Raw genomic sequence first — 13,195 nt, 5'->3', positions numbered from 1 at the left:
GACAAGCGCCTCCCTCATCGAACCCCGTCATGCCAGCGACAGCAGCATCTCATCGGGATGCTCCAGATAGTGCTTCCACAGATTGCTGAAGCGAGCGATGGTACCGCCATCGATGATGCGGTGATCCCCGGCCCAGGTGATCGTCATGATGTCGCGCGCGCAGACATTGCCATCGACATCGAAGCGCGGCAGCCGCTGGGTACGACCGAGGGCCACGATGGCGACCTCGGGCTGATTGATGATCGGGGCCGCATAGGTGCCGCCCAGAGCACCGATGTTGGAGATCGACAGCGTGCCACCCTTGAGATCCGCCTGCGGGACACGACCATTGCGTGCCGCCTCGGTCAGTCTGGCCACCTCGCGCGCGATCTCGAGGATGCTCAGGCGTTCAACGCCCTTGACGTTGGGCACCATCAGGCCGGCGGCCCCATCGACAGCCATGCCGATATTGCAGCTTGCGTGATAGAGCACCTGACTTTCATCGTCACTGAGACTTGCATTGAGAATCGGCTCTTCGAGCACCGCCAATGCCATCGCCTTCATGATGAAAGGCATCAGCGTCAGGCGAGTCCCCTCCTTGTCGGCCCGTGACTTGAGACGCGCGCGCAGCGCGAGCAGCTCCGTCACATCGAGCTCATCTCCGTAATGGAAATGGGGGATCTGGGTGCTGGATTGCACCATGCGTCGGGCCATGACGGCCGCCACGCCCTTGAGGGGGACCTGCCTGGCTTCCAGCCGCGCTGCACGCGGCTCGTGCGACTCGCACGCCACCGGCTCGGCCACCGCCACATCGGAGGACCCCGCAGCCGCGGGGTCCACGTCCCGATGGCGTTGATCTGCAGAAGATGCTGTCGGGCGATCTGACGTACCAGCAGCCACGGAATCACGCGCGAGATAGGCGAGCACATCCTCTTTCAATACCCGGCCGTTGCGACCAGAGCCCGCAATGGCGCTGATGTCCAGCGCATGCTCGCGCAGCAGACGACGAACCGCCGGCGTGGCAGGAATGCGCGCCTGGGCCGGGGACATGCCTGAGGCACAGGCAGATGGAGCGTTCTGTGCTGCAGCCGGCGCCATCCCTGCCTCCGTGACTGCCTCGTGCGCCACGCGGGATGCCTCGTCGGCCGTGTCATCGCTGTCAGGCACATAAGCGTACAAGGGGGTATGGACACGGGCGTTCTCCCCCTGAGCGTAATGGAAGCGCACGATTCGCCCGGGCTCGGAGGCCGTGATCTCGACCAGCGCCTTGTCTGTCATCACATCGACGATCGTCTGGTCTTCCTCGACCTTGTCACCCTCGGCCACATGCCAGGTGACCACCTCACATTCGACGATGCCTTCCCCGATGTCCGGGAGGATGAAATCACGCGAACGTCGTTCACTGACAGCTTCTCCAGCGGCCTGATCCGCGCTGTCGGCGCCCGGCGCCTTCGCTCCGGACGGGGCGTGATCGCCAGCTGGCGCTTCTTTTCCCCCTGCTTCACCTGTCCCACCCTTCCCATCCGACTCGCCCGCCTCATCCACCGCAAACAGCGGTGCATGCACCCGGGCAATCTCGCCCTCCCGACAATACAGACGAACCACGGTACCTGCGTGAGGCGCGGGAATTTCCACCAATGCCTTGTCCGTCATTACCTCGGCGACCGCCTGATCTTCCTCGATCACATCGCCTTCCTTGATCAACCACTTGACCAGCTCGCACTCGACGATCCCCTCGCCGATATCGGGCAGGATGAAATCATTCATGGCACACGTCACTCCCTGCAACTCATCACGTAAACACAAGCCGTCACCTGGACATGAGCGGTCTCGACATCATCGAGCCTCCGTCAGCAATTCCAGGTCCGTGCTCAGTCATTCAGGCTCAGTCATTCAGGCTCAGTCATTCGAGCTCCATCATTCGGGCTCAGTAATTCAGGCTCTGCTTGATGGCTTCGTATATCTTGAGCTCGTCCGGCAGGTGCTCCTTCTCGAGCACCAGCGGGAACGGTGTGTCCAGACCGGTGACGCGACGTATAGGCGCTTCCAGATACAGGAAGCAACGCTCTTGCACGGTTGCCGCTATCTCGCTGGCGAAACCTCCCGTCAGCGGTGCTTCATGACTGACCACCAGGCGACCCGTCTTGAGCACGGATTGACATACGGTCTCGAAATCCCAGGGCAGAATGCTGCGCAGGTCGATCACCTCGCAGTCGATACCGTCCTGTTCGGCCAATGCGGCCGCCTTCTCGATGACCTCCATCTGGGCTCCCCAGCCCAGAAGCGTGATGTCGCGGCCTTCACGGATGACCTCGGCGACGCCCAGCGGCAGCTCATAATCCGCTTCCGGCACCTCGCCCACGGAGGCGCGATAGAGGCGCTTGGGTTCCATGAACAGCACGGGATTGGGGTCACGGATCGCCGCCAGCAGCAGACCTTTCGCCTGATGGGGGTTGCGCGGGATCACGATCTTGAGCCCGGGGGTATGTGCAAAATAGGCTTCAGGTGACTGGGAGTGGTAGAGCCCGCCGGCAATGCCCCCGCCATAGGGGGTTCGAATGGTCAGCCCGCCGACATTGAAGAGATCCCCGGAGCGGTAACGGAACTTGGCCGCCTCGTTCACGATCTGGTCGAACGCCGGGAAGATGTAGTCGGCGAACTGGATCTCGGCGACCGGGGTCGAGCCCTGCGCCGCCAGTCCATTGGCGAAGCCGATGATGCCCTGTTCCGTCAAGGGCGTATTGAAGCAACGCTCACGGCCGTACTTGTCCTGCAGATGACTGGTGGCACGGAAGACACCGCCGAATACGCCGACGTCCTCACCGAACAGCACCACCTGTGGGTTGGCCGCCATCGCGATGTCCAGCGCGTTGTTGATGGCCTGCAGCATGTTCATCTGCTTCTTGCCTGAGCTCGCGCCGGCTGTCTCACCCGATGCGGGAGTGACGTCGTGACGGGCAGTGGTCGGGGTCGAATCGCTCATGCCGGCTGGCCTCCCTGCTGACGCTGCTGATGGGCCTTGCGGCTCTGCTCGATCTCATCGGCACTGAACCCCATGCTGCTGGCCCCCTTGGGATAGGCATGCGGGTATTTGCGGATATGCTGCTTGAGGTCTTCCATCTGCGCTTCCAGCAAGGGGGGCGGCGTGTCATAGACATCAGTGATCAGGCTCTCCAGCGGAGGCGGAGCCAGTTTCTCGGCGCGCTTCATCGACTCGAGCACCTCTCGGCGCAATTGATCGCCGGTAGCCTTCTCCTCCTCCTCGCTCCACCAGCCCTGGGCCTCAAGCCAGTGTCGCATGCGCAGGATGGGGTCCTTGTCGCGCCAGATGGCCTCTTCCTTCTTGCTGCGATAGCCCGAGGGGTCATCAGAGGAGGAATGCGCGGCCAGGCGATAGGTCATCGCCTCGATCAATACCGGCTGATTCGTCTCGACGGCGATCTTGCGCGCCGCCTGGGTGGCTTCGTAGACGGCAATCACATCGTTGCCATCCACGCGGATGCACTGCATGTGATAACCGAAGGCGCGCGGCGCGATGCCATCTGCGGCGAATTGCTCGCAGGACGGTGTGGAAATCGCGTAGCCATTGTTGCGGCACAGGAAGATGCACGGCACACGATGTACCGATGCCATGTTGAGGGCCGCGTGGAAATCCCCTTCCGACGCGGCACCCTCTCCGAAGATGGTAATGGTGCATTGCCCCTTGCCCGCCAGCTTCTGACCATACGCGTAGCCGGTCGCCTGGGGAATCTGGGTCGCCAGCGGCGATGAGATGGTCATGTAGTTCAGATCACGCGAGCCGTAGTGGATCGGCATCTGGCGTCCCTTGCCGTAGTCGCGTTCATTGCCGAACATCTGGTTCATGAATTCGTCACAGCTGAACCCACGCCACGCCAATGCGCCCTGCTCGCGATACTGGGCCATGATCATGTCGTCATCCTGCAGCGCGGCCGCACTGCCGATCACCGTGGCTTCCTCACCCGTGCATTGCATATAGAAGCTCAGACGCCCCTGACGCTGGGCAGCCAGCATGCGCTCATCCAATACCCGGATGAACAGCATGGTGTGATAGATCCTGAGCGCTTTCTCGCGCGTGAGACTGACCTCTTCCCCCCCCTCATGCAGCGAGCCATCCTGGCGCAGACGCTGGAAGAGAGGGATGCAGAGCTCATCGCCGGTCATGAAGGCGATGCGATGCAGGACATTCGCGGTTTCAGGTGCCAGCTGCCGGGAAGTGGGAAGTGACGTCAACTCGGGATGTGCGGTCGGCTCAGAGCCCGAGGCCATCGTGTCAGCCTTCACTGCGTCCGAGGCTGAGGCCCTGGCTGCACTCGCAGACGATGTAGAGGCGGCCGCGGGGGCCTCTTCACGAGTGGCGGGCTCACTGGTGGAGCCATCGCCCTTGCAGGAGCCGGTGGTTCTTGTATGGGACATGCGCATCATCCTCTTTACCGATCAGGTGCCTGAGGCCCCCGCCCGCTCCTTTTGAGAGCGAGCAGGCAGATGGTCTGGCTGAGCCACCCCGGGAATGCAGAGAGAAGTGCTGCGAGGAGGACTCGCGATGCAATACGCTCTCCGGCAATCGCCGATGCGACGTGGTTTCCGTCATGCCTCGTTGCTGTCAGCGTAGTCGAGGTTGTCCAGCCAGCGCTAGAAAGTTGACGTTAACGTAAAAGATAGGTGTTTGCAGTGAATAGTACTGCCTGAGCGCTACATCTTTGGTGGAACGATTCGCGGCATGAGCTTATGCAGGATTGGTATGGAAACGCAGAATCCTGCAATGGGACCGCAAAATTACGACTAAAGATGCAAGGGGACCACTCAGGTGGACTGGTAATCTTCCCGCACTAAAACGGTGCCTCAACTTCCGACACCCCCTATCAAGCAGCGCTCGGGTTCTCCTGTGTGCAATGAGCGATCGAGATCGCGACCTCGAATAAGGACAACCACATGAGTGACACTTCACGTCCCAATCTCTGGCGCCGCCTGCCGCTATGGCAGAAGATCCTCGGTGGCCTGGCTCTGGGTATTCTTGCCGGCGCCCTCATGGGTGAGAACGCCAGTGTCTTCAAGCCGCTGGGCGATATCTTCATCAATGCCATCAAGATGCTGATCGTACCTCTGGTATTCAGCACCCTCGTCGTCGGTATCACCTCGATGCGTGACCCTCAGAAGATGGGGCGCATCGGTGGCAAGACCATCGCGCTTTACCTGCTGACCACGGCCTTCGCGATTGCCATCGGCATGCTGGCGTCTGCCATCTTCCAGCCGGGTGCCGGTTTCGAATTCAGCTTCGACAAGGCCATGGAAACCAAGGAAGCACCGTCTCTGGTGCAGATCCTGGTGGACCTGGTGCCCAGCAACCCCATTGATGCGCTTGCCAATGGCAACATCATGCAGATCATCGTCTTCGCCATCGGGATCGGTGTCTCGCTGATCATGATCGGCGACAAGGGCGAACCGGTCGTGCGTGTCTTCGACAGCTTCGCGGAAGTGATGTACAAGCTGACCGAGTTCGTGATGGCCTTCGCACCGTTCGGGGTCTTCGGCCTGATGGCGCATGTTTCCGGCAACTACGGCATGGATGTGCTGCTGCCGCTGGCCAAGGTCATCGCCGTGGCGTATCTGGCGAGCATCGTGCATGTGCTGGTGGTCTACTCCGGCCTGTTGGCGACACTGGGCAAGCTGAACCCGATGCGCTACCTGCGCGGCATCGTCGATGCGCTGGTCGTGGCGTTCTCCTCGGCCTCAAGCTCCGGCACCCTGCCGATCTCGATTCGCTGTGCCCAGAAGAATCTGGGCGTCTCGGAAGGCGTATCTGGCTTCGTACTGCCGGTAGGCGCCACCATCAACATGGACGGTACCGCCATCTATCAGGGTGTCGTGGCGCTGTTCATCGCGCAGATGACCGGGATCGAGCTGTCGGTGATGGATTACGGCATGATCGTGCTGACCGGTACCCTGGCCTCCATCGGCACGGCGGGCGTCCCCGGTGCCGGGCTGATCATGCTCTCCATCGTGCTCAGCCAGGTGGGTCTGCCGCTGGAAGCGATCGCCGTGATCGCCGGCATCGACCGCATCCTCGACATGGCACGCACCACCGTCAACGTCGCGGGCGACCTGATGGTCACCACCCTCGTCGGCAAGTCCGAGAAGGAACTGGATCTGGAGATCTACAACGCGCCGCACAAGCAGTGACGCCACCAGGAGTGCTTGCGACGTCTTTCGTCCGATGGCTCAGGTGACTTGTCACATAGGACATGCCACTCATGAGTCACCCCAGCCGTACGATCAGTGACTGACACGAAGAAGCCCCGCTCATCGAGCGGGGCTTCTTGTTTCGTCAGGAGTCTCTCGCCATTTCCTCTCAGGCTGTCGCCTCCGGCGGGGAATCGCGCAGCTCGCGCCTCAGCACCTTGCCGACATTGGTCTTGGGCAGGTCATCGATGAACACCACATGGCGTGGCACCTTGTAACTGGCCAGCTCCTTGCGCGACCACTCTCTCAGCGCATCCGCCTCAAGCTCCGCACCGTCCTTGAGTACCACATACAGCTTGATGGCTTCCCCGCTACGTTCATCAAGAACCGATACCGCAGCGGCCTCCAGGACATCCGGATGCCGCACGATCACGTCCTCGACCTCGTTGGGATAGACGTTGAAGCCGGAGACGATGATCATGTCCTTCTTGCGATCGACGATGCGCATATAGCCATCGTCCTGGAAGACCGCGATGTCACCGGTGCGCAGGAAGCCATCGGCAGTGAAGCTATCCTTGGTCGCCTGCTCACGCTGCCAATATCCCTTCATCACCTGCGGCCCCTTCACGCACAGCTCACCGGGCTCTCCCATCGCGACAAGCTCGCCCTCTTCATCGTAGAGACGCACTTCCGTCGAGGGCATCGGACATCCAATGGTGCCCAGCTGGATGGCGTCCAACGGATTGAACGACACGATCGGCGAGGTTTCGGTCATGCCGTAGCCTTCGGAGATATCACTGCCGGTGACCCGCTTCCACTCTTCAGCCGCCTTGCGCGTCAGCGCCACGCCTCCCGAGGTGGTGATCTTGAGCTTAGAGAAATCCAGTGCCTGGAAGCCGGGATTGTTGCACAACGCCACGAACAAGGTGTTGAGCCCCACGAACATGGTGAAGTCATGCTTTTGCAGCGTCTTCACGAAGCCCGGAATGTCCCGCGGATTGGGAATCAGCAGTGAATGATTGCCCTCGCTGAGCATGCAGGCCAGATGAATGGTGAAGGCATAGATGTGATAGAGCGGCAGAGGTGCCACCAGCGTCTCATTCCCGGCCGAGAGCCCCTGCGTCAGCGCCATCTTGCCCTGCAGCATGTTGGCCAGCAGGTTGCGATGGGTGAGCATCGCCCCCTTGGCGACGCCTGTGGTGCCTCCGGTGTATTGCAGGACGGCGACATCATCGAGTGCCAGTGTCGGCCGCTCCCAACGCTCGGCCTTGCCCTGCGAGATGGCCTGACGCAGCGGGATGGCATCCGGCAAGCGATAACTCGGCACCAGCTTCTTGACGTGCTTGACCACGGCATTGATCAACAGGCGCTTGAGCGGTGGATGCATGTCGCCCAGTTCGCAGACCAGCACGTACTCAAGGCCGGTACGCTCGCGTACCCGCTCCACCTTGTCGGCCATGTTGGCCAGCACCACCAGCGCCCGTGCGCCGGAGTCATTGAACTGATGCTCCATCTCGCGCTCGGTATACAGCGGATTGGTATTGACCAGCACCAGCCCCGCACGAATGACGGCGAAGGCCACCACCGGGAACATCAAGGTATTGGGCAACTGGATGGCGACCCGATCGCCCGGCTTGAGATCGGTCTCGTGCTGGAACCAGTCCGCCAGCTGGCGACTGGAAGTTTCAAGCTCTTCAAAGCTCATGGTGCGGTCCATGCAAGTGAAGGCCGGCCGCTGGGCGTGGGTGCGACAGGCGTTCTCGAACATGTCCATCAGGGAATCAAGGCCGGTGAAGTCCACTTCCCGCGAGGAGCGCAGGCACGACATGCCGCTCATGTCGTCTGTCGTTGGCTGTGCTCTCGAAGCGTCGGGCGAGGCATCTGCCACGTGGGAAGGTTCTGTAGTCACGTCGTTGGTGGAGTCGTTAGTGGACTTGCCTGACTCATCGGGTCGAGCCGCTAGGGGATCATGCATGGCGTTGCTCCTTGAACAGTACGTGGGGCGCTCGGCGTCACTGCCCCCGCTACCTTGTTGTTGTATGACGTTGTTGTAAGACGTCGTCGCGCGACTACGTCGTAAGACATCGTCGCGCGACTACGTCGTAAGACATCGTGGTGAGTTGCGTGGTGAGGCGCTGCTGGGGCTCCGTCGGGTGGGTGTCAGCCTGTGGGCTCTTCACTTTCGACAGCATAGCCGCAAACCCATGCTGCGCGCCGTTGGCGGAATCGATGGACCTGCCAGTATTGGAACATACGTACGTTTGATATTGCCTTGCGACCTTGGTGACATGCGCAGGCTGGCTCTGGAGCAGGGAAACAGCCCTGAGCCCAGGGAGGAAACAGCCCTGAGCCCAAGGAGGAAACAGCCCTGAGCCCAAGGAGGAAACAGCCCTGGCCTAAAGCCGGAGAATCGCTTACGTGGATGAGCGAGACCTCGCCTTCTCACCCGAAAGTGAGAAACAACGAGGCCCCTGCCCAGGGGGAAGAGGCCTCATGTCTTGCACACCGGACGCACACGTCTGGCGCGCACGTCAGGAACAGGCAACTCAAGAGAGGTCGCGGACCTCGTTCTCGATCATCTTGCGGATATGCTCTTCGTTCTCGATCATCGATTCGCCGTCCTCGCGCAGCGATTTCAACAACCCGATCATCATGGCGATCAACACGAAGGTGAACGGCAAGGCGCCGGCGATCGAGGCAGCCTGCAGGGACTTGAGCGCTTGATCTCCCCCCAGCAACAGCAGGATCAAGGTCACGGCGCCCAGCATCATGCCCCAGATGATGCGTTGCTGAACCGGAGGACGACGACCGAAGGCCAACAGGCGTCCCAGCACCAGGGTGCCGGAATCCGCAGACGTGACGAAGAAGATGATCACCACGACCAGCGCCGCCACCTTGGCTACGTTCGCGGCGATGCCGGGCGTGAGCACCTCGAACGAGTGGTAGAGGGTTCCGGCGTAGTCCCAGTTGGTGACCGCAGCCGTATAGATGCCCATGTCGGCCCCATACAGGGACTGATAGATGCCCGCCGAGCCGATGACGCCAAACCAGACCAGCGCCACGATGGAGGGGATCACCATCACCCCGAGAATGAATTCACGGATAGTTCGGCCGCGCGAGATGCGGGCAATGAACATGCCAACGAATCCGGCCCAGGCGATCCACCAGCCCCAGTAGAAGATGGTCCAGCCGCCCTGCCAGATGCGCTCGTCCGGCGTGCGTGCCGTCCACAGTGTCATCGAGACGCCATCGGTGAGGTAATCCCCGAGCGCGGTGATGGAGCTCGCGATCAGATAGTTGGCATCGCTCACCAGCAGGAAGTAGGCAAGGATGCCGAGGCATACCCAGGTATTGAAGGTGGAAAGCAGCTTGATGCCACGTGCCACGCCGCTGGTCGCTGACAGAGTGGCGATGGCGCTGATCAGCACGATGGAGACCACGGTCACCATGCGCGACTTCTCTTCGATGAGGCCCAGTGACATCAGGCCGGAGCCGATCTGCTCGACGCCCAGGCCGAGCGTGGTGGCGATGCCGAAAATGGTGCCGAACACGGTCAGGATGTCGACGGTATGTCCGATGGGCCCGTAGATACGGTTGCCGATCAGCGGATAGAGGGCCGAGCGCATCGAGAGCGGCAGGCCCTTGCGAAAGGCGAAATAGGCCAGTGACAGTCCGACGATGGCATACATGGCCCAGGCGATCGTCCCCCAGTGGAAGACGGTGAGCTTGATGCCACCGGCCGCCGCTTCCGCGACGCGACTGTCAGGCACCGGGAAGCCTTCGTCCCCCGGCATGAGCCCACTCGCCAAGGCTGCCTGCTTGGCCTCGAAGAAGACGGCGACGGCCGCCTTGATGTCAGCACTCAGAAACGGATTGCCCCCGCTCCAGTCACTCGCGAAATGGATCATGGGCTCGGACATCGAGAAGAACAGCATGCCCGCGCCGGTACCGCAGCCGAACAGCATCGAGAACCAGGCAAAATTGCTGAACTCCGGACGTTCATCGTCACGTCCCAGCCGGATCTTGCCGACACGCGAACACATCACGTAAAGACAGACCACGAAGGTCGAGAACATGACCAGCACGTAGTACCAGCCCAGGGTGCTCTCTATCCAGGACTTGATACCCAGAAACTGATCGCTGGCCGTCTTGCCCAACAGAATCGCATAGAGAATGAAGAACACGGTCATGGTGATCGCGGTGATACCGAGCGTCGAGTTGAGTCCCTTCAGGACACCTCGCTGCTCGATCAGTGCATCCAGTTCCTTTCCTTTCAGCATGTTTCTACCTCGTGACGGGTTGTTATTATCGTTTTTCATGACACCGGTATCGTGGTTCATGACAGCGGATACTGGGGCTCAGGGAACCTCAGGCGTCATGGCGACATTGCGGGCAGATCGAGTTCACCTTCGGTCAGTCATGGGCGAGAACCCTGGCAGGAGACACCACCACGGCATGTCATCTGGCCCCCGCCGGTATGCGACTTTGTGGGAAGAATCCATGCTAGAGGGCCCCCGCTCGCGAGACAAATAAGATCTCGACGTCGTCTGGATAAGCAGAGCTAATGCCTGAGCTGAGAAAGCGAGGCCTCAGGACACGGCGTCTCTCGACAGATGCACTATCCAGTCCGACTCATCCAGTCCGACTCATCCAGTCCGGCTCATCCGGTCCGTCTCATCCAGACAGACAAAAGCCCCCGCGAGTCAACTCACGGGGGCTTGGGGTCTGACGGTCTCGCGCAGAGACTCGCTGTCAGCCGGCAGACTGGGTCAGGCGCAGCTGGTGCAGATAGTGCATATGGCGCTCGTACTGTTCGAGCAGATCATTGATGACCTGGTCCTTGCTGTAGCCCATCAGATCATAGGACTGGCCGCCTTCCTTGAGGAAGACCTCGGCACGACAGTAATCCTCTTCATCGCCCTCGTCTTCCTGATCCAGATTGAGGTCCGGACGCAGGTGGGAGCGAATGCGCACGCCGTAGATGAAGTCATCTTCCTCGCCATGGCGCGCATTGAAGTAGACGCGATCACGACTGATGGTGACTTCCACCTCCAGCCCCTGACCACGCAGCTCTTCCGCCAGCTCCTGCATGCCTTGCGCGACGGTACCGCGCAGGAACCCCCGCACCATGGCGCGCGTCGGGAAGCTCATCAGGTGCTGGGCACGCTTGCGCCAGTTGCCCTTCTCGCCCATCGGGGTCGCCGCTGCCGTGTTGACGGACAGTGAACGCCGCTTGACGGACTCGAGATTGAGCTGGCGCAGCAGCCCGAAGATCGACGCCAGCAGGATCATCCCGAACGGCAAGGCAGTGGCGATGGTGGCCGTCTGCAGTGCGCCCAGCCCACCGGCCAGCATCAGGACGATCGCCAGAATGCCCACCGCGAAGGCCCAGTAGATACGCTGCCAGGTCGGGGTATCTTCCCGACCGCCGGAGGCCAGCATGTCGACCACCATCGAGCCGGAATCCGCGGATGTCACGAAGAACACGATGACCATCACCAGCGCGATCACCGAGGTGATGGACGCCAGCGGCAGCTGCTCGAGGAAGGTGAACAGGGCCAGCGAATAGTTGTCGTTGACGGTATCGACCAGCGCCGTGACGTTCTGCTCCATGATCATCGAGATGGCCGTGTTGCCGAAGATGGTCATCCACAGCAGAGTGAAGCCGGCCGGCACGAACAGCACGCCGATCACGAACTCCCGGATGGTACGACCGCGCGAGACACGCGCGATGAACATGCCGACGAACGGAGACCAGGACATCCACCAACCCCAGTACAGCAGCGTCCAGCCACCGATCCAGTCGTTGGGCTCATAGGCGTAGAGTTCGAAGGTCTTGCCGACGATATCGGCCATGTAGAAACCGGAATTCTGCACGAAGGCCTTGAGCAGGAAGGCGGTCGGCCCGAGCAGCAACACGAACAGCAACAGCACGACGGCAAGCCCGAGATTGACCTCGGACAGGATGCGGATGCCCTTGTCGAGCCCGGTCACCACCGAGATGGTCGCAAGGCCGGTGATCACGACGATGATCGCCACCTGGGTCCAGTCATTGTTGGGCATGCCGGTCAGGTGCGAGAGCCCGGCGTTGACCTGTGCCACGCCGTAGCCCAGCGTGGTGGCAACCCCGCAGACGGTGCCGACGATGGCGAAGATGTCCACCGCATGGCCGATCGGCCCATGGATACGCTCACCAATCAGCGGATACAGCGCGCTGCGCAACGTCAGCGGCAGTTCATGGCGATAACTGAAGTAGGCCAGAATCAGCGCGACGATGGCATAGATGGACCAGGCGTGAAGTCCCCAGTGGAAGAAGGTCAGCTTCATCGCTTCGCGCGCGGTCTCCACCTCTTCAGGGGTACCGGTCGGCGGATTCAGGAAATGCATCACCGGTTCGGCGACACCGAAGAACATCAGTCCGATGCCCATGCCAGCCGAGAACAACATCGCGAACCAGGTGACGTTGCTGTAGTCCGGCAGCGAGTGATCCGGACCAAGACGAATCTCGCCGTGGCGCGAGAAACCGACATAGATCACGGAAATGAGAACGATCGCGACACACAGGATATAGAACCAGCTGACGGTATTGGTGATCCAATGCTGGACCGAGTCAAATACCGACATGGCCGTGTCCGAGAACACTGCCGTGAAGATCACCAATAGCAGGATGATGGCGTTGGCGCAGAAGAAGACTGGCGGATTGACCTTGGCAAACAGGCCTGAACGAGACTCCTTGCCGGGCTCTCCGCCACCCGCAGCAGGGGTTGAACGCATGGGCATTTCCTAGTGGGTGTATTGGCGAGACAGCGTGGGCACTTGATGTCCCCTGGCCGCCTCAACGCGCATATCCATAATGAAAAGTCGTCATCAATGGCGGCGCGGATAATACCACTTGATGGCAACACGCCCAACGCCATGGACACGCCATTGCGGGGTATCACGACATCATCAGATATCATTTCTTTGCGGGTTGCTTGCACACTGAACGAGCGCGGCAGGCGCATAATCGGCGTGACGG

At 60.9% G+C, this 13,195-nt stretch carries 7 protein-coding genes; 1 reads left to right on the top strand and 6 read right to left on the bottom strand.

Annotated features, from left to right (window positions below; translation table 11 throughout):
• Positions 1-27: 27 nt before the first annotated feature.
• From HXS66_RS08330 to HXS66_RS08320, 3 genes are all read right to left on the bottom strand, one after another.
• Positions 28-1,746 (bottom strand): dihydrolipoyllysine-residue acetyltransferase, encoded by a 1,719-nt coding sequence (locus HXS66_RS08330; protein WP_176503287.1) that lies wholly within the window; start codon positions 1,744-1,746, stop codon positions 28-30.
• A 160-nt stretch (positions 1,747-1,906) separates the two neighbouring features.
• Entirely contained in the window at positions 1,907-2,875 is a 969-nt protein-coding gene (locus HXS66_RS08325; protein ID WP_084209720.1) for an alpha-ketoacid dehydrogenase subunit beta, read from the bottom strand.
• 83 nt (positions 2,876-2,958) lie between these two features.
• Entirely contained in the window at positions 2,959-4,161 is a 1,203-nt protein-coding gene (locus tag HXS66_RS08320; protein ID WP_176494037.1) for a thiamine pyrophosphate-dependent dehydrogenase E1 component subunit alpha, read from the bottom strand.
• Between the two features lie 768 nt (positions 4,162-4,929).
• Here HXS66_RS08320 and HXS66_RS08315 point away from each other — a divergent pair.
• Positions 4,930-6,177 carry a dicarboxylate/amino acid:cation symporter gene (locus HXS66_RS08315; protein ID WP_084208707.1) on the top strand — a complete coding sequence of 416 codons (1,248 nt, stop codon included), beginning with the start codon at positions 4,930-4,932 and terminating at the stop codon, positions 6,175-6,177.
• Between the two features lie 169 nt (positions 6,178-6,346).
• Here the strand turns inward: HXS66_RS08315 and HXS66_RS08310 are convergent, their stop codons facing one another.
• The 3 genes from HXS66_RS08310 to HXS66_RS08300 all read right to left on the bottom strand — a co-directional run bounded on the left by HXS66_RS08310 (position 6,347) and on the right by HXS66_RS08300 (position 12,951).
• Entirely contained in the window at positions 6,347-8,014 is a 1,668-nt protein-coding gene (locus HXS66_RS08310; protein WP_141391659.1) for an AMP-binding protein, read from the bottom strand.
• A gap of 709 nt (positions 8,015-8,723) precedes the next feature.
• Positions 8,724-10,457 (bottom strand): BCCT family transporter, encoded by a 1,734-nt coding sequence (locus HXS66_RS08305; protein ID WP_176503286.1) that lies wholly within the window; start codon positions 10,455-10,457, stop codon positions 8,724-8,726.
• A 472-nt stretch (positions 10,458-10,929) separates the two neighbouring features.
• Entirely contained in the window at positions 10,930-12,951 is a 2,022-nt protein-coding gene (locus HXS66_RS08300; RefSeq protein WP_077376546.1) for a choline BCCT transporter BetT, read from the bottom strand.
• Between the last annotated feature and the right edge of the window lie 244 nt (positions 12,952-13,195).

The organism is Cobetia sp. 5-11-6-3, assembly GCF_013374055.1.
GTDB lineage: Bacteria > Pseudomonadota > Gammaproteobacteria > Pseudomonadales > Halomonadaceae > Cobetia > Cobetia marina.
This window is presented reverse-complemented; position numbering and strand designations above follow the sequence as displayed.

Excerpts from the sequence above, each read along its gene's own strand:
- HXS66_RS08330 (WP_176503287.1), bottom strand. The coding sequence starts at position 1,746 with ATGAATGATTTCATCCTGCCCGATATCGGCGAGGGGATCGTCGAGTGC.
- HXS66_RS08325 (WP_084209720.1), bottom strand. The coding sequence starts at position 2,875 with ATGAACATGCTGCAGGCCATCAACAACGCGCTGGACATCGCGATGGCG.
- HXS66_RS08320 (WP_176494037.1), bottom strand. The coding sequence starts at position 4,161 with ATGACCGGCGATGAGCTCTGCATCCCTCTCTTCCAGCGTCTGCGCCAG.
- HXS66_RS08315 (WP_084208707.1), top strand. The coding sequence starts at position 4,930 with ATGAGTGACACTTCACGTCCCAATCTCTGGCGCCGCCTGCCGCTATGG.
- HXS66_RS08310 (WP_141391659.1), bottom strand. The coding sequence starts at position 8,014 with ATGAGCGGCATGTCGTGCCTGCGCTCCTCGCGGGAAGTGGACTTCACC.
- HXS66_RS08305 (WP_176503286.1), bottom strand. The coding sequence starts at position 10,457 with ATGCTGAAAGGAAAGGAACTGGATGCACTGATCGAGCAGCGAGGTGTC.
- HXS66_RS08300 (WP_077376546.1), bottom strand. The coding sequence starts at position 12,951 with ATGCGTTCAACCCCTGCTGCGGGTGGCGGAGAGCCCGGCAAGGAGTCT.